The 17720-nt window shown below is 64.8% G+C and carries 17 protein-coding genes; 9 read left to right on the top strand and 8 right to left on the bottom strand.

The window, feature by feature from the left end; translation table 11 throughout:
• Nucleotides 1-50: 50 nt before the first annotated feature.
• Nucleotides 51-2195 (bottom strand): ribosome rescue protein RqcH, encoded by a 2145-nt coding sequence (gene rqcH / locus BW940_RS12470; RefSeq protein WP_076609541.1) that lies wholly within the window; start codon nt 2193-2195, stop codon nt 51-53.
• Nucleotides 2196-2381: 186 nt separating this feature from the next.
• Between rqcH and BW940_RS12465 the strand changes: the two genes are divergently transcribed.
• Together BW940_RS12465 and BW940_RS21825 are read left to right on the top strand one after the other, a co-directional pair.
• Nucleotides 2382-3026, top strand: coding sequence for a hypothetical protein (locus BW940_RS12465; RefSeq protein WP_076609540.1), 645 nt, complete (start codon nt 2382-2384; stop codon nt 3024-3026).
• Between the two features lie 71 nt (nt 3027-3097).
• Complete coding sequence (locus tag BW940_RS21825; protein WP_173834888.1) at nt 3098-3271, top strand: hypothetical protein; 174 nt, start codon at nt 3098-3100, stop codon at nt 3269-3271.
• A gap of 79 nt (nt 3272-3350) precedes the next feature.
• Here BW940_RS21825 and tenA read toward each other — a convergent pair whose 3' ends face one another.
• The 3 genes from tenA to BW940_RS12450 form a co-directional block, all read right to left on the bottom strand.
• The gene (gene tenA, locus BW940_RS12460) at nt 3351-4019 is read right to left on the bottom strand and encodes a thiaminase II (protein WP_076609539.1); all 669 of its coding nucleotides are present in this window, start codon (nt 4017-4019) and stop codon (nt 3351-3353) included.
• 373 nt (nt 4020-4392) lie between these two features.
• Nucleotides 4393-6057 (bottom strand): tRNA uridine(34) 5-carboxymethylaminomethyl modification radical SAM/GNAT enzyme Elp3, encoded by a 1665-nt coding sequence (locus tag BW940_RS12455; protein ID WP_076609574.1) that lies wholly within the window; start codon nt 6055-6057, stop codon nt 4393-4395.
• Between the two features lie 77 nt (nt 6058-6134).
• Nucleotides 6135-6641 (bottom strand): DUF411 domain-containing protein, encoded by a 507-nt coding sequence (locus BW940_RS12450; RefSeq protein WP_076609538.1) that lies wholly within the window; start codon nt 6639-6641, stop codon nt 6135-6137.
• 214 nt (nt 6642-6855) lie between these two features.
• Here BW940_RS12450 and mbhE point away from each other — a divergent pair, with 214 nt between their 5' ends.
• From mbhE to mnhG, 7 genes are read left to right on the top strand one after another with little or no spacing between them, the layout of a single operon-like run.
• The gene (gene mbhE / locus BW940_RS12445; RefSeq protein WP_076609537.1) at nt 6856-9225 is read left to right on the top strand and encodes a hydrogen gas-evolving membrane-bound hydrogenase subunit E; all 2370 of its coding nucleotides are present in this window, start codon (nt 6856-6858) and stop codon (nt 9223-9225) included.
• A 28-nt stretch (nt 9226-9253) separates the two neighbouring features.
• A complete protein-coding gene (locus BW940_RS12440) occupies nt 9254-9718 on the top strand; it encodes an MnhB domain-containing protein (protein ID WP_076609536.1) in 465 nt (154 codons plus the stop codon).
• Nucleotides 9715-10071 (top strand): sodium:proton antiporter, encoded by a 357-nt coding sequence (locus BW940_RS12435; RefSeq protein WP_076609535.1) that lies wholly within the window; start codon nt 9715-9717, stop codon nt 10069-10071. Before BW940_RS12440 ends, BW940_RS12435 begins: the two co-directional genes overlap by 4 nt.
• A 49-nt stretch (nt 10072-10120) precedes the next feature.
• Nucleotides 10121-11770: a complex I subunit 5 family protein gene (locus BW940_RS12430; protein WP_076609534.1), complete on the top strand. Its 1650-nt coding sequence runs from the start codon at nt 10121-10123 to the stop codon at nt 11768-11770.
• Nucleotides 11767-12366 (top strand): Na+/H+ antiporter subunit E, encoded by a 600-nt coding sequence (locus tag BW940_RS12425; protein ID WP_076609533.1) that lies wholly within the window; start codon nt 11767-11769, stop codon nt 12364-12366. Before BW940_RS12430 ends, BW940_RS12425 begins: the two co-directional genes overlap by 4 nt.
• Nucleotides 12353-12643, top strand: a complete 291-nt coding sequence (locus BW940_RS12420; RefSeq protein ID WP_076609532.1) for a monovalent cation/H+ antiporter complex subunit F — start codon at nt 12353-12355, stop codon at nt 12641-12643. The genes BW940_RS12425 and BW940_RS12420 overlap by 14 nt, the downstream gene beginning before the upstream one ends.
• A complete protein-coding gene (mnhG, locus tag BW940_RS12415) occupies nt 12643-13011 on the top strand; it encodes a monovalent cation/H(+) antiporter subunit G (RefSeq protein WP_076609531.1) in 369 nt (122 codons plus the stop codon). The genes BW940_RS12420 and mnhG overlap by 1 nt, the downstream gene beginning before the upstream one ends.
• A gap of 127 nt (nt 13012-13138) precedes the next feature.
• Here the strand turns inward: mnhG and BW940_RS12410 are convergent, their stop codons facing one another.
• The 4 genes from BW940_RS12410 to BW940_RS12395 form a co-directional block, all read right to left on the bottom strand.
• Nucleotides 13139-13636, bottom strand: a complete 498-nt coding sequence (locus BW940_RS12410) for an SHOCT domain-containing protein (RefSeq protein ID WP_076609530.1) — start codon at nt 13634-13636, stop codon at nt 13139-13141.
• Between the two features lie 104 nt (nt 13637-13740).
• Nucleotides 13741-15879 (bottom strand): DHH family phosphoesterase, encoded by a 2139-nt coding sequence (locus tag BW940_RS12405; protein ID WP_076609529.1) that lies wholly within the window; start codon nt 15877-15879, stop codon nt 13741-13743.
• An 81-nt stretch (nt 15880-15960) separates the two neighbouring features.
• A complete protein-coding gene (locus tag BW940_RS12400; protein ID WP_076609528.1) occupies nt 15961-16224 on the bottom strand; it encodes a hypothetical protein in 264 nt (87 codons plus the stop codon).
• Nucleotides 16225-16328: 104 nt separating this feature from the next.
• Nucleotides 16329-17669 (bottom strand): PQQ-dependent sugar dehydrogenase, encoded by a 1341-nt coding sequence (locus tag BW940_RS12395; RefSeq protein WP_076609527.1) that lies wholly within the window; start codon nt 17667-17669, stop codon nt 16329-16331.
• Between the last annotated feature and the right edge of the window lie 51 nt (nt 17670-17720).

The following is a 17720-nucleotide window of genomic DNA, read 5'->3' as shown; positions in this document are numbered from 1 at the left end:
GACGGTTCGATAACTGCTTCCACGCCGAGTTGCTGGCCCGCTCCGACCAGTCACTCCTCGGCGATCCGGCTGCCGCCCGGCGGCATGAAGTGTTGAATTCGATCGGGACTGGCGATCTTGCGAACGAACGACTCGTCTTCGAACTCCTCACGGAAGCGCCGATAGAGTCGCTTTGCCGTGTCCGCCTGGGCGTAGCGTCCCGGCTCGAGTTCGATCATCGACTCCGCGGTTCCTTCGATTGCCGATGGCGGGCCGCCGATGACGCGGGTGTAGGGCTCACACTGGATGCCGACCGCGACGCCGACCGGCGTATCGCGGTGGTAGGTGCGGTCGCCCCGGATCGCGAAGCCACCTTTCTCGAGGTACTCGCCGCTTTCGGGCGTTTTCGTCACCTGATCGGAGTCGACGGCGTAGACGTCACCCGCATAGCGGCCGTCCTTCCAGACCGACGAGTAGGAGACGGCAAACTGGGCAGCCTCCTCGATACTCGAGTCGGGCAACTCGATGTCCGAGGACGAGGCTTCGCTCGGGTCCGTCGCCTTCAATACGGTGACGGGGCCGCCGTGGGCCTGCGTGTGCAGGACCGTATCGCCGGGCTCGAGATACTTCTTGACGAGGTCCTCGTTCTGGTCGGCGTTGCGACCCCCGATCACGAGATAGCCGTCGCTGGTGTGGAACCAGCGGAAGCGATCGAACCACGGCTCGTTCTCCCGAATGGGGATCGACGGCACCTCGAGCCAGTTTTTCTCCTCGGCTTCCTCATCGTCGGCTTGCTCGTCGTCCTCGTCGTCGGCCTCCCACTCGTCGCGGCGACGCTTTGCGTCCTCGAGATCCTCTCGGGTGTCCTCGATGGCGGCCAGCGCGCCCTTCTTTTTCTCCCCGATGCGCTTTGCCTCGGTGTAGAGCCGGTCGGCGTTTTGCTCGACGCCATCGTGGGCGACGAGGTCGATCCGCTCGCCGTCGATGTCGACCGTCACGATCCCCTCACTGCTGTCAATGTTGGCGACCGCCTCGGCGGCCTCGATGCCGCGCTCGGCCCCCTCCTCGAAGCGCGATTCGATCTCGTCCCAGGGACGGTCCTGTGCGCGGGCCTCCTGAATCGTCGAGAGGATGTCGTCGACGAGACCGTACTCGGCGTACAGCAACTCAGCTTGCTCCCGAAGGTCGTCGGCCTGCTGTTCGAACCCCTCGATCGCGCCCTGCTGTTGGTCAATGATCCGCTCGTATTTGGCGATCTCCTCGCCGAAATCGGGCTTCTGGGTCGTTGGGTCCGGCTCCTCCTCGTCGTCGAGTTCCAGCCGGAAGAAGTAGTCGTCCAGCGCAGTCAAAAACGAGTCGTAGGGCTCGGCCGCCAGTTCAGCGTGTTCCTCGAGTGGGAACGGCGTCGCGTCGACGACGCGGGCGTTCTCGTCGTCGTTCTCGTCGTCATCGTCGCCGTCTTCCCCGTCCTCGAGGTAGAGTCGCGGGTCGAAGTTTCCGTTTCGCAAGTCGAGCGCGAGCCGTTCGACGGCCTCGTAGAGCCGATCGTAGTCGTCCTCGTCGGCGTCATCGATATCCATCCCTTTCTCGACGCCGGCGCGGGTACAGAGCTCCTCGGCGTAGAGCCCGCCGAAGTTGAGTTGGGTCGCGAGCGTTCGGACGACGTCCGTATCCGAATCCTCCATCTCGTGGTCGAACACCTCTCGGGAGACTGTCAGCGGGTTGAGTCGGCTGTCGGGGAACTCATACCGCGAGCCCGGCACGACGGTTCGGGACTTGAGTCGCACCGTCTCGAGACAGTCGATCACTTCGTACTCGCCGTCGGTGACGGCGACGTTTCCCTGCCCGAACAGTTCGACGATGATCCGAGTCGTGCCGTCCTCGCGCTCGAAGACGAACTCGAGGATGCGGTCGAACTCGTACTGCTCGACGCCGGCGAAGTCAGCCCCGGAGAGTCGGTTCCGGAGCATCATCGCGAACTGCGGCGGTCGCCCGGGGGCATCGGGTACCCGCTCGGGGGCGACCGTGTGGGCGCGTTTGACCTCGCCGACCTCGAGGATGAGTTCGATGCGGCCGCGGTCGAAATCTCGCATCTTGAGTCGGACGAGATCGTCGCCGTAGAGATACGCCTTGTCGAGCTTTGCGCCCTCGTAGGCCCCGAGTTCCCCGACGAGGGCAGCGAGGTCGACGCTCGTCAGCTCGCGCTTTGGATCCATACGTACACCTGCCCGGCGCGGTCAAAAAGACGTGTCGCTCCGACGTGGCGTCGGCGGCGACGGCGCTATCTGGTCGAGACCGCGGTCGGAAAGGCTAATCCGCACCCGGTACCTCCATAACGGTATGTACGACGCTGTCGACATCGCTTGCCACCGCGGCCAGCCAACATACGGAGGGGAGTGCCGATGAGTTCGCGTGAGGAGCGCCCGTGGACCGACGTCTCCCGCTTTCAGACGTTCGTCGACCACCTCGAGGACGAGGGGGCGTTCTCCGTTCGCTCCATCGTCGACCAACTCGAGGCCGACATCGACGTCGACGGGATCGTCTACCACGACCGCGGCATCCGCGCCCCCGGCTACGACGCCACGTTCGTCCACGAACCGGCCGGCGCGCGCGGCCGACCCGCCTTTAGCGTCGAAGTCGACACGATCGGCCCCCGAAACACCTGGGCGGTGTTCGACGCCCAACTCGGCTGGGACCTGTACCTGCTCCAGACCGACGATGTGGCGGCGCTCGCGTGGGTCAGCGACGAGGAGTACAAGAGCGAAGAGGGTGACCTCTTCGAGTCGAAACACGACGCCCTCGCCGCCGGCCGGTTTTCCTTCGGCGTCTTCCTCTACTCGGGCAGCGACTGGGACGAGCGACTCGAGCGAATCCAGAGTACGGACGCTCCCGCCTATCTCAAACGCGACGACGGCACGCCGGTGATCCCACAGAGCCAGTCCGAACTCTACGACTACATCGGCTCGACGCCGACGGAGTTCCGGACGACCGGCGGCGGCGCACCCGACTACCTCGGCGTGCTCGAACTCGAGGTCACGATCGACTAAGCAGGCTATCTATCAGGTCGACAGAGCCATTGTTTATATTTATTCGTGATGTATAGTCGCCGGCGGTAGTGATGCAAGTAACAGAGACACAGGACGTTGCGTGTCCGAAATGTGGGACGCACAGTAGTATCCCAGTCCCTGACCGGGACGTGGAACTGAAAGTCAGCCCGTACGTCGCTGCCTTCGGTGAATACACGAAAGTCGAATGCTCAGATGAGCACGTCTTCTGGGTCTACTACTGCTAACGGTCTCCTTTTTGAGCAGTCAGTTCGCATCCCTCTCGGAGGGCGATTTCGGTGGGTGTGTCGCGACCGAACCCGGCCATTATGATCCACCCAGTTCCCACCCCTCGAGCGTGTAGGCCATCTCCCAGAACCGGTACTCGAGTTTTGCGCTCGTGAGAAACGCCTCGCGCATGGCGTCGTGGTCGCCCGGATACTGCTCGCCGCAGTCGTCGACGAACTCCCGACACCACGCGGTGGCCTCGCGGAACTCGTCGCTGGTGTACATTTCAATAAAGGGCGTGTACCGATGCTCTTGCTCGGCGAGGGCAGCCATGTGTTCGGCCACGTCGAGATACCCCTGCATGCAGGGGAACAGCGCGGCCGCGATTTCGGCGATCGTGCCCTCGTAGGCCGTCCGCACGAGGAAGTTCGTGTAGGCGACGCAGGTCGGCGCTTTCTCGACTGACTCGAGTTCGGCGCGCGAAATACCGTAGTCGGCGGCGAACTCCCGGTGGAGGTCCATCTCGTGGTCGAGGACTTCATGAGCGACGCCCAGCAGATGAGTCATCGTCGCCTCGTCGCGGGCCTTCGAGCCTCCGATCGAAAACAGCCGCGCGTAATCGAGCAGATACCGATAATCCTGTGTCACCCAGTGGCGAAACGCAGCCTCGTCGAGCGTTCCCGCCGCGAGTTCGCGAACGAACGGGTGCTCTCGCTGTGCGTCCCAGATATGAGCCCCGTCTTCGAGCAGTCGATCGCTGAACGCCATCTCGTCTCGAGAGTACCGTGAGTGTGGTATTATATCTGTCTACTACAACCAAGTGGTGGCTGGAGCCAATGCGAACCCGTCTCTTTGCGGGGACGATACAAAAGACACACCGTGGGGAACTCGTTCGGTGGGGGACGAACGAGTTGGGGAGTTTACGGTGTGTGTTGAGAGGCAACTCAGTTCCGTTGTCGGGTGGGGAGTGATGACAACGGTGCCGACGATTGTCGGCACATGAAACGTTATCTCTGCCACAGTATAAATTTTCTGCCGTGGAAGATTGTATTAGGGCCCCGCAACCGGAAATTGTTACCCGTTCTCGAGCGCACGCACTCGAGGTGATGGGGACCAGTGCGTGCCAGTTCGGCCGCCGGTGCTACCGGAGTCGTTTGCTGACGTAGGGACCGTCCTGGTGGTAGCCGAGTTTCTCCCGGTAGTACTCCCGCGCGCCGATACCGGAGATGACGCTGACTTTGTCGTAGCCAGCGTCGGCGGCGAGTTCCTCGGCACGATTCATCAGTTGCTTGCCGTAGCCCTGATGCTGGTGTTGGTCGAGTTCGCTGTCGGTTCCAACGGCGACTTCCGATCCGTAGACGTGGAGTTCCCGGACGAGCGCCGCGTTCTCGAGTTCCGGCCGGACCGGGTCGTTCGGGAACCGGAGCCGACAGAAGCCGATCAGGAGGTCCTGGTCGAAGTCCTCGATCGAGATGAAGTGTTCCGTCCCGCCACAGGCGTCGTAGGTCATCACGTCAAGGTCGATCTCCTCGGGTTCGGCGTCGTTCATGCCGGCCTCGCGACAGCGGATACACTCACACTCCCAGCCATGTTCGTCCATCCGTTTGCGAGCGAGCTGTCTGAGATTGGACTTCCAGACGCCGGCGTCGATGAAGTCGGCCGGAATGTCGCGCTGGACCCGCTGGAGTCGGGTGTAGCGCGGGATCATGTCCTTGATCTCGGCGACGAGGTCGGCGGCCTCGTCGTTGTCGAGCGGGTCGTACTCGCCGTTGTGCCACCAGTCGTAGGTCGCCGTCCCGCGGACGATCAGCGTCGGGTAGATCTTCAGATAATCCGGTTTCCACTGCGCTTGCTCGAAGATCCGCCGGAAATCCTCGAGACACATCTCCTTTGACATTCCGGGCTGGCCGGGCATCATGTGGAAGCCGACTTTGAACGCCGAGTCGCGCAGGCGCTGGTTGGCCTCGATGGATTCGGCGACGCCGTGGCCCCGGTGCATCTCCCGGTTGATCCGCTCGTAAGTGGTCTGGACGCCGACCTCGACTTTCGTCCCGCCGAGTTCGAGCATCCGGTCGATCTGTTCGGGGTCACACCAGTCGGGTTTGGTCTCGAAGGTCGTCCCGATGTTCCGAATATCGGCCGTCTCGTTTTCCTCGATGACGTCCTCGACGTACTGCCATTCGTACTCCGATGAGTCCTGTGCGAAGCTTTCGCCTTCGGCCGGTTCGGGCTCTTTTTCGACGTCGTAGTCGTTCATCGCCTCGAGCGCTCGCTTGACGAACCACTCCTGGTAGTCGTGGCTGCGAGCCGTCATCGTCCCGCCCATCAGGATGAGTTCGACCTTGTCGACGGGGTGGCCGATCTCGCGCAGTTGCTCGAGTCGCAGCGTCACCTGCCCGTAGGGATCGTAGTCGTTCTGGACGCCGCGGGCCGCGGCGGGTTCCTCGCCGGTGTAGCTTTGGGAGGAGGAAAACTCCGAGTCGGGGCCGCCGGGACAGTAGAGACACTTCCCGTGGGGACAGCGCTCGGGCGAGGTCATGATCGCAACCGGCGAGACGCCTGAGGCGGTGCGGACGGGTTTGCGCTGGAGGACCGTCTGCAGTTCCTCGCGGTGCTCGTTGGGCGCGTAATCGAGTAGTTCGGAGTTCTTCGGCACCTTCGGCGCCGAGTGCTCCGAACAGGCCTCGAGTTTGGCCGTCTCGACGTCGTCGCGCTCGATCTCGCCCGCGAGAATTCGCTCGACGATCGTCTCACAGACCTGCTCGAACGCGTCGGTTTCGGTGGGATCGGGCGTCTCGGTGCTCACTACACGTGTTTCGTCGCGCGTCGCGAATAAGCGTGTCGGACTCATAACCGCTCGAGACGACGCCGGTCCGGTCGCGTTCAGACTGTGGTGTACTCGGAGAACTCGCCCGACGTCTCGAACGCGTAGATCGTCAACGGCTCGTCACCGCGCGGTCCCATGCCCGGCGAGTATTGGGGCATTCCCGGTGCAGAAATGCCGTCGACGGCCGGCTCGTCCGCGAGCAGTTCCTCGATCGCCTCGAGCGGGACGTGACCCTCTACCAGGTAGTCGCCGACCTCGATGGTGTGACAGCTCATCGCCGCCTCCGGGACGCCGAACTCGCGTTTGACGGCCTCGAGGTTGTCCGTCGATTCCACCTGGACGTCGATTTCGTGGCGCTCGAGGTAGTCGACGTATTCGTGACAGCAGCCACAGGACGGGTCGTGATGCTGGACGACGGATTCGACTGGGAGTGCTCCCGACCACGTCCACTCGTCACCGTTTGACCCACCGGTCTCCGTCTCATCCCCACCGAGACAGCCGCTTGCACCGACGAGCGCGAGTGCTGCACCGACCGAACACAGTCGTCGCCGTGTCATCGTCATGGCCGAACGTACCGTCAGGACGGAAATAGGTGTCCCGGTTGTCACCGATTCCATAGGCTGGACACGTCACGGTCCGCTGTCAGTGTCGGTTTCGACGACTCGGCTGACTCCGTTGGGATGCTCCCGAACGACCTCGACCGGGGGACGGTCGTCTCACATCGCGAATGCCTGCCAAACCGTTAAGCCACCCCTGCTGGTACCCCCATCGGACTGAATGGATCCGGAGCTGCCGATCGTGCTTCTGGCAGTGGGACTTCCGTTTGCAGTTGCGGGTGTGACGCCGCTGCTCTTCCGCGCGCTCGGCGAACGGACGGGCTACGCCGGCTCGGCGGTCGCGCTCATCTGCTTCGGACTGCTCGGCTCCCAGTACGGCAGCGAGGGGACCGTCGAACTCGAGTGGATTCCATCGCTGGCCGTCGCCCTTCGTTTTCACGTCGACGGCTGGGCGCTGCTGTTTGCGTTGCTCGCAAGCGGTATCGGGACGCTCATTTTTCTGTACTCGCCCGCGTACATGCACGACGAGTCGGGGCTCGCCAGATTCTATGCCGCACTGCTCGCCTTCATGGGCTCGATCATCGGCGTCGCGCTGGCGGCCGATCTGATCGCGATCTTCCTCTTTTGGGAACTCACCAGCCTCTGTTCGTTCGTCCTGATCGGCCACTACACGGAAGAAGACGAGTCGCAGTACGCCGCCCGGATGGCCATGCTCGTCACCGTCGGCGGCGGACTCTTCTTGCTCGTCGGCTTCCTGTTGCTCTCGCTGGTCGCCGGCAACGTCGTCGGGCCGGCGTCGGCGTTCGACCTCGCGGCGATGCTCGAGCAACCCGACCAGATGCAGACGGCGCTGCGGGAACGCGGGCTGTTCGTCCCCGTGCTCGGATTGGTCGCCGTCGGCGCGGGTGCGAAATCCGCACAGGTCCCGCTGCACTTCTGGTTGCCAAACGCGATGGCAGCTCCGACGCCCGTTTCGGCGTTTCTCCACTCCGCGACGATGGTGAAAGTCGGCGTCTACTTCGTCGGCCGGATGCGGCCGATGCTCGTCAGCCTCGAGTGGCTCGTCCTGTTTGCCACGATCGGACTCGTGACGATGACCGTCTGTGCACTGCTCGCGGTCGCGGCGACGGATATCAAGGAACTGCTCGCCTACTCGACGGCGAGTCACCTCGGACTCATGATCGCCGGCTTCGGCTTCACGACCGTGCTCGGCGCGGAAACCGGTGTGTTCCACCTGCTGAACCACGCTTTGTTCAAGGCGGCGCTGTTTCTCGTCGCCGGGATCGTCGCCCACGAGACGGGCACGAGACGGATCGCGGACCTCGGCGGGCTTCGACACGACCTGCCGATCACGGCGGTGATCACCGCCGTCGTCGCGCTCAGTATGGCCGGTATTCCGCCGTTTAGCGGCTTCTACTCGAAGGAACTGTTGTTCGAGGCCGCGCTCGAGGCGAGCCACGTCTACGACATCGGCGTGCTGGGCTGGCTCTACCCCGCTGTCGCCGTCTTCGCGAGCGTCTTTACCGTGGTATACTCACTGCGCTTTCTCGCGCTGTTCGTGGGTGACCGTCCCGCCGGATACAGTCACGTCCATCGGCCCTCGCTTACGTTACTCGTTCCGCCGGCACTGCTAGCGCTGCTCACGGCCGTCATCAGCGTTAACCCGGAACTCGCGGTTCGGGCGATCGTGCAGTCAGGCGTCGATGCGACGGCCGTCGACACCCACGAGCTGCACGTCGGCATTCCCACGTCGTACTCCCCCGCGGTGGGCATGAGCGCCGTCGCGATCGCCGGCGGTGTCCTCGCGTACCCAGTCTACGGGACGCTCCACGACGGGATCCGCGCGATTCCGCGGCTGGCTCCGCCCGTCAGCGCGAACTGGTGGTACGACGCCGTCGTCGGCACTCTCACGGGAAGCGGGCGCTGGCTCGCCACGCGCGTTCACAACGGCCTGCTCCGGACGTACGCGACGTGGACGCTCGCGACCACCTGCGCGCTCACGCTCGCTGGCTTCGCCGCGACGAGCACCGTCGTTCCGACCGAGCTCATCGGCCTCGACGCCGACGCCGCGATCGCACTGGTGTTAGCGGTCGCGGTCGTCGCCGGACTCGCCGTGGTCCTCGCGTCGACGCACGTCGCCGGCGTCCTCACGCTCTCGATTCTTGGGTTCATGATCGCGATCTTTTACATCCTTGCGAGCGCGCCCGATCTCGCACTGACCCAGCTCGTCGTCGAGACGCTCGTGTTGGTGATCTTCCTGCTCGTCATCGAGGAAATCCCCGAGTACTACGAGGTCGGCCTCGGGAAGGTCGCTCGAGACGGCGTCCTCTCGCTTGCCGTCGGCGCGACCGCGTTCGTCACGGTCCTCGTCACGACCGACGCCCGCCCCGAGGGAACGACCGAAATCGCTCGTTACTACACCGAGCGCGCGGTTCCCGAGGGCGGCGGCACGAACGTCGTCAACGTAATTCTCGTGGACTTTCGCGGCTTCGACACGCTCGGCGAACTCGTCGTCGTCGCGCTGGCCGCAATTTCGATCCTGACGCTCATTATCATGCGCAGCGGCGGGGCTGGAGGTGACGAGGAATGACACGACTCGAGCCTCGAGGTGAACGCCGATGACCACCGTCATCATGCGCACGACCGCTCGAGCGGTCGTCCCAATCATCTTCGTCGTCGCGGCCTCGCTGTTCGTCGAGGGCCACAACCTCCCCGGCGGCGGGTTCATCGCTGGCGTGCTCACGACCACCGCCTTCGCGATCATCTACCTCACGTTCGGGCTGGATTTCCTGGAACGGGCCGTCCTCGGGCGCGACGTTGACCCCGGCAAGGAGCCGGCCCGGGACCGCATCGTCGTCGCCTACCATCGCCTGTTCGCGTTCGGGCTGACGGTCGCCGTCGGCAGCGGGCTCGTCCCGCTGCTGTTCGGTCGGCCCTTCCTGACGCAGACGTTCGTCGAGTTCGAGGGCGTGCCGATCTACCACCACCTCGAGGTGGCGAGCGCGCTCGCGTTCGATCTCGGCGTCTACTGCGTGGTCGTCGGTGGACTCCTGACGATCCTCTCGGTGGTTGGTGCCGAATGACAGCGCTCGTTCTCGCGCTTATCGTCGGCGCACTGTTCGCGCTCGGGACATTTCTGTTGCTCCGACGCGACCTGATCCGGGTCGTCTGGGGACTGGCCATCATCAGCCAGGCGGCGAACGTCTACCTGCTGGCGATGGGTGGCATCGCTGCGGGGACGTTCGATTCGGTCCCCGTATTGGCCGGACACGATGCAGGTGCGCCGGAGACGGCCGATCCAGTGGTGCAGGCACTCGTCCTGACCGCAATCGTCATCGGCTTCGGGATGACTGCGTTCGCGCTCGTGCTCTCCTATCGGGTGTACGAAGAACACGACACGCTCGACGTCTCCGAACTGGGTGATCACGAGGGATGAGCTCGAGAACGACGACGAATCGGCGGCGAGGTGAGCATCGATGATACCGATGGCTGCGGTGCCCATCGGGACGGACGCCCAACTCGTGATCGCGCCGATGCTGATCGTCCTCGCGACAGCCGTCGCGACCCTGCTTCTGGGCCAGCGACCGCGGGCTCGAGCCGCCGTGAGCGTTGCAGGTGCCGTCGCCTACGCTATCGCCGTCGCGGCGATCGACTGGTACATCGTCCTCGCGCCCGATGCGCCGGGGATCGCGACCTACCAGGTCGGCGACTGGCCGGCACCGTTCGGCATCACGCTCGTCGCCGACGGGCTGTCGGCGTTTCTGTTGACCATGGTGGCGACGATCGGGATCGCGTCGTTCGTCTTCTCGATGCGTGTGTTGCCCGAACTCGACCGGCGCAGCTACTACTTCCCGCTGTTTCACTTCCTCATGCTCGGCGTGACCGGCGCGTTTCTCACTGGCGACCTGTTCAACCTGTTCGTCTGGTTCGAGGTGATGTTGATGGCGAGTTACATCTTCGTCGCCTACGACGGCGGCCCCCAGCACACTCGCGCCGCCTTCTGGTACGTCGCGCTCAACCTGCTCGCGAGTGCCGTCTTCCTGCTCGGCGTCGGCGGCATCTACGCGACGACAGGCACGCTCAACATGGCCGACCTCGCCCAGCGCCTCGCCGAGCCGGCGGCGTACGGGATCGACCCCGGACCGGTTGTCGGCCTCCTCGCCTTGCTGCTCTCGGTGTTTGCGATCAAAGCCGGCCTCGTCCCCTTCCAGTTCTGGATTCCGACAGCCTACCGGGCGGCACCGCCACAGGTCACCGCCCTGCTCGCCGGCGCAACCAAGAAAGTCGGCATCTACGCGATCATCCGCCTCTCGTTTACTGTCTTCGCCGGCGCGCAACTCGGCGTCGCTCTCGAAATCCCCGGCGTCGGCGTCGTGGTCTCGGGCGACTCCCCGCTCGCGTTCATGGGCGCGGCGCTGTTCGTCATGGCGGCCGCCAGCATCCTCGTCGGCGGACTCGGTGCCGTCGGACGCGACTCGCTGGAAGGCGTCTTCGCGTACTCGAGTATCGGACAGGTCGGCTTCATCGCGATCCCGGTCGCCATCGCGGCGACGACGGCGAGCCCCGACCTGCGACACCTCGGAATCCTCGCCGCGTTGATCTACGCGCTGAACCACACCCTCGCGAAGGGGTTGCTCTTCCTCTCGGTCGGCGCGGTCCGAACGGCGACCGGGACGAGTCGACTCGCCGATCTTGGCGGGCTGGCGAGGCGGTCGCCGCCGCTCGCGATCGCGTTTTTCGTTGCCGCGCTCTCGCTCGTCGGTATCCCGCCGCTATCGGGCTTTTTCGGCAAGTTCCTCGTGTTCGACGCCGCGGCTCGAGCCGAGACGGTTCCGGTACTCGTGCTCTTGCTCGTCGGCTCGCTGTTGACGATCGCGTACGCGACGCGGACGTGGAACCGGAGCTTCTGGGGGGTGCAGTCGCCCGCCGTCGAGGACGCGACCCCCGACTCGGTGCAGGTCGCCGTGCTCCTCGGACTTGCGGCAGCGATCCTCGCGGTCGGCGTCGGGTTCGAGCCGGTCTACCGGTTCGCCGACGCTGCGGCGACGGCCGCGCTTGATTCCGAGGCCTACGTCGACGCCGTTTCGCCGACGGATATCGAGTCACTCGACTCGAGTGGAGGTGGCCATTCATGACTGTGCGAACGTGGCCGCTGACCGGCGTCGGCTTCGCCGTCCTGTGGCTCTTCGTCCGCGGCGTTTCCCTCACGCCATCGGCGCTGGCCGGCCAGTTCCTGTTCGGTCTCGCCGTCGGCCTCCCCGTCGCGTTCGTCTTCCGGCGGCTGTACGTCAAGCGAACCGACGTCGGACGGTGGCTGCACGCGGCCCCCTATGCCGGCCTGTATCTCACCACATTCGTCGCGGAACTCCTCCGTGCGAACATCGACGTCGCCTATCGGGTCCTCTCGCCGGGGATGCCGATCGAACCGGAGGTCGTTCTGGTCCCGCTTCGCGTCGAAACCGACGTCGGGATCACCGTCATCGCCAACAGCATCACGATCACGCCGGGCACGGTCGCCCTCGACTACGAGGCGGAGGCGAACGCGCTGTACGTCCACGCCGTCAACGGGCGCGATCCGCAGGCGATCGTCGACCCGATCAGAAACTGGGAGGACTACGCCCTCGAGATGTTCAACGAACCCGCCTCACCAGACGACCCGGTCCCGAGGGTCGTCGTCTCCGGCGGCACGCGAGACACAGAGAACGGAGGTGACGACGATGGCAGTGAGTGAAGATCCCGCGATTCTCGAGTGGACGGTTCGCGCCGCGTTGATTCTCGTCAGCGGCCTCTGCGTGCTCTGTAGCTACCGCGTGATCCGCGGCCCGACGGATCCGGATCGGGTCGTTGCGCTGGATGCGATCGCCACGAACGTCGTCGCGATCGCCGTCCTCTTTGCCCTCCAGACTGGTCGCGGCCTCTTTATTACCGTAAGCCTCGTGCTCGCGATTATCGGCTTCGTCGCGACGGTCGCCGTCGCGAAGTTCGTCATCGAGGGGGAGGTGATCTAATGATCCGGACCGCACTCGTCATCGCACTGATCGTCGTCGGCGTCTTCTTCCTGACCGTCGGGACGATCGGGCTGCTCCGCCTGCCCAACGTCTACAACCGGATGCACGCAACGAGCAAGCCCACGACCCTCGGCACGGCGGCGATCTTCCTCGCCGGCTTCGCCTACTTCGGGCCAGGCAACGAAGGCCTGACCTCGCTCATCGGCATCGCCTTCCTCTTCCTGACCGTGCCGACCGGCGCGCACATGATCGCCCGTTCGGCCGAACGGATCGGCATCCCGTTCCTCGAGGGCGTCACCTGGCCCGACGCGTCGGCGGTGATCGACGAACGGTCCGAATCGGGCGATGATCGGTCGGACAACGACTAAGGAGTGACTGCACGCTCCCGAGAGCCGGGGAGCGCCTTCGGTTCGCACTGACGCCGAACCCGCGGTCGTCGGGACCTGCCGAAAACCGTCTCACGGCGACCGAACGGACCACTCTTCCGTGTGGTGCTCACGACTCGTACGCTGGTTCCGGATCTCGTCCGTCTCGCTCCCGATTTCGTTCGTCACGCCCCTCGCGTCGCCACTGTTCGGCGTCCTCGAGCGTCTCCGTCTCGAGCAATCGCTCGAGTTTGTGTTCGAACTGCTCGTCAGTCAACTCGCCCGCGGCGTATCGGTCGCGAAGCGTCTCGAGGGCGTCTCGCGCGTCGGTAGAGTCATCGCCGGCCGCGCCCTCGTCCTCGGCGTCCGACTCCGTCCTCGAGTCGGTCGCCCAGTCGTCCCACCACTCCCGCCGGTCGGCCTCGTCGCCGAACAGCAGGGCGACCAGCGGGACGACGGCGATGTAGCCGACGAGCAATGCCGCAAGCCACCACGACTGGCCGGTAAACATCGCCCCGAGCCAGAACGCCGTCACGAGCAGTGACGCGATGCCGGTCGCGTTCTCGCGCACCCGTGTCCACGGTCCGTCGCTCTCGCGCTGGCGTCCGTTCGACTCGAGTGATCTCATACGTATTCTGTTCGGCCCAAACCAAATATAGGTTGAGCTGTCCGTGATTCGACAGGCCACAGCGATCGCTCGTGACCGGTGTAGACAGCGGAAAAGAGCGCGTGTTACGCGAGCGTCTCGCCGAGTGCCTCGAGTGCGGCCGCACGAACGGCGTCGCGTTCGCCGGGCAGGAACTCGATGTGCCCGTCCTGACCGCCAACGACGCCGACACCGGCGTTCGGTGCTGCGTCAGCGATCGTGTTACCCAGTTCGCGGACGTCGATGGACTCCGTCGCGCGGACGTGGAGTTCGTCGTCGCCGAGACCGAGGGTCACGAACGGCCCCTCATCGCGCTGGCTTCGGTGCAGTGCGTCTAGCAACAGCGGCGTCGTCGGGAAGTTGTACCGGTGGACGAACGCGTCGGTGTCCAGGACGGCGACGGTTACACCGTCGGCGTCTTCGGTCTCCAAGTTCTCGCGTGCCGTCTCGAGTTCGGTCTCGAGTTTCGCGCGGAACTGCTCGGAGACGTGGGCTGCGAGGCCGCCGTCTCGGGACGTCACTGCCTCGCTCCCGTCGAACAACAGGTCGATGATGAGTTCGCGTTTGTCCTTGTACGACTGGTAGTAGGCCTCGAGGGCGACGGCTTCGCGGCGCTCGGAGACGGCCGTCTCGTCGTAGCCCGCTTCGGTCGCGAGGTCCGTGTAGTTCTCGGGGGTGTCCTCCCAGTAGCTGACTGCGGGGAGGTGCTCGAGGTCGGCGCGGACATCGTCGTTGACGTGGGCGGCGACGTTCGCCGCGAGTGCCGTCGAAGTCAGATCCGAGACGTCGACGCCGCCGAGCGACGGGGCGACGGCGACCGAGACTGCGTCGGCAACCTCGTCGTCGGCGCGGCTGTCGTCGATGACGACCGTCTCGGCGTCGTACAGCGAGAGCAGGTCGTAGCTGTCGACGGACTCGTCGGTCGAACCGGCGTCGACGAGAACGATCAGCGGGAGCTGCTCGCCGTGGCGGTCACGTGCTTCGAGCATCGAGGTGACGTCGTTGGTGGCATCGTCCATATCGTAGACGCGGCCGTCCAGGGGACGCCGTTCGAAGTAGTGGTACTCCGCATCCTCGCGGGTGTGTTTCTCGCGGATCAGCGGAAGCACGGCGCGTTCGATAGCCGCACCAGCGACGTAGCCGTCGGCAGTCGCGCTGTGGCGGACAACAACGGGTCGTGCCTCCATGACGGCACGACGGATCGCGGTCGCCGCGTCGCCGATCCCGTCTTCGACAGCCGCCACGGCGTCGTGATCGGCCAGCAGGTCGACGTCGGCCGGTCGGGCCTCGCTCTCGATCGCGCTCTCGAGTCGATCCTGGACGGTTTCGCGGGCCTCGTTGTCGAGGATCTCGAGCGTCTCGGTTTCGACCTGCAACTCGCCGTGGTGGCGTTCGACCTCGCCCTCGAGACGGACGACGTCCTCGATATCGACGTCGGGGTAGGCACGAACGCCGGCCTCCTCGAACGCCGCGCATTCGACGGCGGCAGTCTCGTCGCGAAGTTCGAAAACGGTTGGGCCGCTGGTCTGGCGAACGCCCGTGATCTCGCCCTCGAGACGGACGACGCTGCCGACCTGCGTGTCGATCGTGTCGATCGTCGTTCGGTTCAGTGCCGGTTCGGACTCGGGTTCGGCGTCGGTCGCCGGCGTCGACGCAGCGGCGCTTTCGGTTGCGACGGAGCCGCTTCCGGAAGCGACGGTTTCCGACGCACTCGGTGCGCTTGCGCCGTCGTCGGCTGTGGACTCGTCGGCGGTTGTCTGTAGGTCGCCGGCGGCGACGTCGTCCTGAGCGTCGTCGTCAGTCGTCTCGTCAGCAGCCTCGTCGGCTGTGTCGTCGTCGCCGAACTCCTCGGGGCGTTTTTCGGTGTCGCCCGTATCGATTAGTTTCCCGCGGAACTCGCGTTCGCGCTGGCGGATCGACCAGCCGAGGTCGACGTTGTCATTATCTCGGACGTCGAGAACCTGGACGAAGACATCGTCCCCGGGCTCCCAGTCGAGACTCTCGAGTCGTTGGTCGAGTTCGCTTCGATGCAACAGGCCGGTGACGTGGTCGCCGATGTCGACGAAAACGCCGAAGTCGGCGTAGCCGTCGACGGTGCCCCGGTAGTAGCGACCGGGGGTGAGCTGCGAGGGAGCGTTGCCGTGAAACTCGAATACGGCATCCTCTTCGTGACTCTCGCAGATCTCGCCGTCAACGGGTGTGCCACAGATGATACAGTTACCCATCTACTCGAACCAAGCAGTTTCGCCCTAAAACTGTTGTCGAAATGCGTCCGCCGGACAAACAGTCTACGAAAGCGGTCAGACTTATTCGAAAACCGGAGAGTCGTCCTCGAGCGCATCGATCTCGCTGGCGATCTTCCGGACGTCCTCGGGAAACAGCGACACCTGAATTTCGTTGCCGTCTTCGTCCTCGAAGACGAGTTTAACGCGCTTGTCGCCGAACTCGCGGGCCTCGGCGGATTCGACGTCGAACATTTTGACCGTCGCCGACTTGTTTGTCGGCCCGACGTTCTTGATCGATCCCTCGGTTAACTCTACCATGAACTCCTCGAGCGTCAGTGTGAGCATACCTGCAGTACGCCCCCCGGATAAAAAACGGCGTGCATCGGCACCGACTGCTAGGCGTCCGTCTCAGTCGTGGAACTCAACGATCCTCGAACGATCCCAGACGTTTACCCTGTCGAACCCGCGCTCGGATCGAGTCTGATGATGCGGTCGTCATCCGCACCCGGGAACGCACCGCGTGCACGCCCGTCCCGGTTCGACGTGAGCAGGTACAGCGAGCCATCGGGACCGGGCTCGACGTGGCGAAGCCGGCCGTACTCGCCCTCGAGCAGGGTGTGAACCGTTGTGCTGAATCGATCGTCGAGCCACGGAGCCTCGTCGCGAACGGCGGTCTCGTCGTCCGGCTCCGCCCCGTCCTCGAGTCCTTCGCCAGCGGGGAGAAGCGTCAGAACGTACAGCGCGTTCGATCGGAGCCCGCAGACGAGCACGCGATTCGCCCACGGCGCGATCGAGTCATCGGTATAAAAGGCGACCCCAGAGGGGGCCCATGTCGTCTCGGGACCGGTGTTGACGATCGGCGGGGTGGCATCGTCGTACTCGTCGTAGCTGCCGTACTCCGGGTCGTCCGGGCCACCGCGGACGAGATCCCAGCCGTAGTTGCCACCCGGCCGGAGGATCGACACCTCGTCTCGAGACGTCGGCCCGTGTTCAGCTAGTACCGGCGTTCCCTGCGGGGTGAAGGCGATGCCTTGCGGGTTGCGGTGACCCAGCGTGTAGATTCGCCCATCGCTGTCGCTCCCCCAGTCGGGGTTGTCGGGTGCTGGCTCGCCGTCGGGTGTGAGCCGAAGGACGGCACCACCACGAGCGCCGGGGTCCTGCGTGAGCGCGGGGTCCTCGGCGTCGCCCGTCAGTACCCAGAGATACCCCTCGGGGCCGAACGTGATCCGGCCGCCGTTGTGTGTCGTCGCCCCCGGAATCCCCTCGAGGAGGGGCTCGAGTGTCCCCGACTCAAGGTCGTAGCTGACGACCCGGTTCCCGACCGCGCCATCATCGGTCGTGTAGTAGACGAACAGTTCGGCCCGGTCCGGGTACTCCGGATGGGCCGCGATTCCCAAGGTGCCGCCCTCGCCGGGTGCCGACCGATCCGGCAAGGTGTCGGCCTCAAGGATCACCTCGCCGTCGTCGGGAGACAGGTCGGATTCCGTCGCCAGTGCGGTCGCGTCGAACCGCCGGACACCGCCATCGCGTTCGGTGAGGAAAGCGTTGTCCGCGGCGAAGACGAGATCCCACGGAATCTCGAGGCCGGTGACTGCTGTCGTCGGGGTCACGTCGTCCTCGGAGGGGACGCCCTCGGCCGGTCGCCACTCGGGTTCGGACCAGTCGTCGTCGGGTGTTGTTTCGGGAACGGTGAGCTCGTCGACCGCTGAGTTCGAGCCCAGCAGACAGCCAGCCAGTGCCACTGAGTAGCCGGTCGCCGCGAGGACACGCCGCCGTGTTAGTGCGCCCATAGCCCATCGAACGGGACCACGACGGGAGTGTCCACCGGTGGTCGCGCTCTC

The organism is Natronorubrum thiooxidans (assembly GCF_900156475.1).
Classification (GTDB): domain Archaea; phylum Halobacteriota; class Halobacteria; order Halobacteriales; family Natrialbaceae; genus Natronorubrum; species Natronorubrum thiooxidans.
Note: the sequence above shows the minus strand (reverse complement) of the source record. Positions and strands in the feature narration are given on the sequence as shown.

Bases quoted from the DNA above. Each gene is read 5' to 3' on its own strand.
- BW940_RS12465 (WP_076609540.1), top strand. From the start codon at position 2,382: ATGAGTTCGCGTGAGGAGCGCCCGTGGACCGACGTCTCCCGCTTTCAG.
- BW940_RS12395 (WP_076609527.1), bottom strand. From the start codon at position 17,669: ATGGGCGCACTAACACGGCGGCGTGTCCTCGCGGCGACCGGCTACTCA.
- BW940_RS12410 (WP_076609530.1), bottom strand. From the start codon at position 13,636: ATGAGATCACTCGAGTCGAACGGACGCCAGCGCGAGAGCGACGGACCG.
- BW940_RS12440 (WP_076609536.1), top strand. From the start codon at position 9,254: ATGACCACCGTCATCATGCGCACGACCGCTCGAGCGGTCGTCCCAATC.
- rqcH (WP_076609541.1), bottom strand. From the start codon at position 2,195: ATGGATCCAAAGCGCGAGCTGACGAGCGTCGACCTCGCTGCCCTCGTC.
- BW940_RS12450 (WP_076609538.1), bottom strand. From the start codon at position 6,641: ATGACGATGACACGGCGACGACTGTGTTCGGTCGGTGCAGCACTCGCG.
- BW940_RS12400 (WP_076609528.1), bottom strand. From the start codon at position 16,224: ATGCTCACACTGACGCTCGAGGAGTTCATGGTAGAGTTAACCGAGGGA.
- BW940_RS12405 (WP_076609529.1), bottom strand. From the start codon at position 15,879: ATGGGTAACTGTATCATCTGTGGCACACCCGTTGACGGCGAGATCTGC.
- BW940_RS12420 (WP_076609532.1), top strand. From the start codon at position 12,353: ATGGCAGTGAGTGAAGATCCCGCGATTCTCGAGTGGACGGTTCGCGCC.
- mbhE (WP_076609537.1), top strand. From the start codon at position 6,856: ATGGATCCGGAGCTGCCGATCGTGCTTCTGGCAGTGGGACTTCCGTTT.
- BW940_RS21825 (WP_173834888.1), top strand. From the start codon at position 3,098: ATGCAAGTAACAGAGACACAGGACGTTGCGTGTCCGAAATGTGGGACG.
- BW940_RS12435 (WP_076609535.1), top strand. From the start codon at position 9,715: ATGACAGCGCTCGTTCTCGCGCTTATCGTCGGCGCACTGTTCGCGCTC.
- BW940_RS12430 (WP_076609534.1), top strand. From the start codon at position 10,121: ATGGCTGCGGTGCCCATCGGGACGGACGCCCAACTCGTGATCGCGCCG.
- tenA (WP_076609539.1), bottom strand. From the start codon at position 4,019: ATGGCGTTCAGCGATCGACTGCTCGAAGACGGGGCTCATATCTGGGAC.
- BW940_RS12425 (WP_076609533.1), top strand. From the start codon at position 11,767: ATGACTGTGCGAACGTGGCCGCTGACCGGCGTCGGCTTCGCCGTCCTG.
- mnhG (WP_076609531.1), top strand. From the start codon at position 12,643: ATGATCCGGACCGCACTCGTCATCGCACTGATCGTCGTCGGCGTCTTC.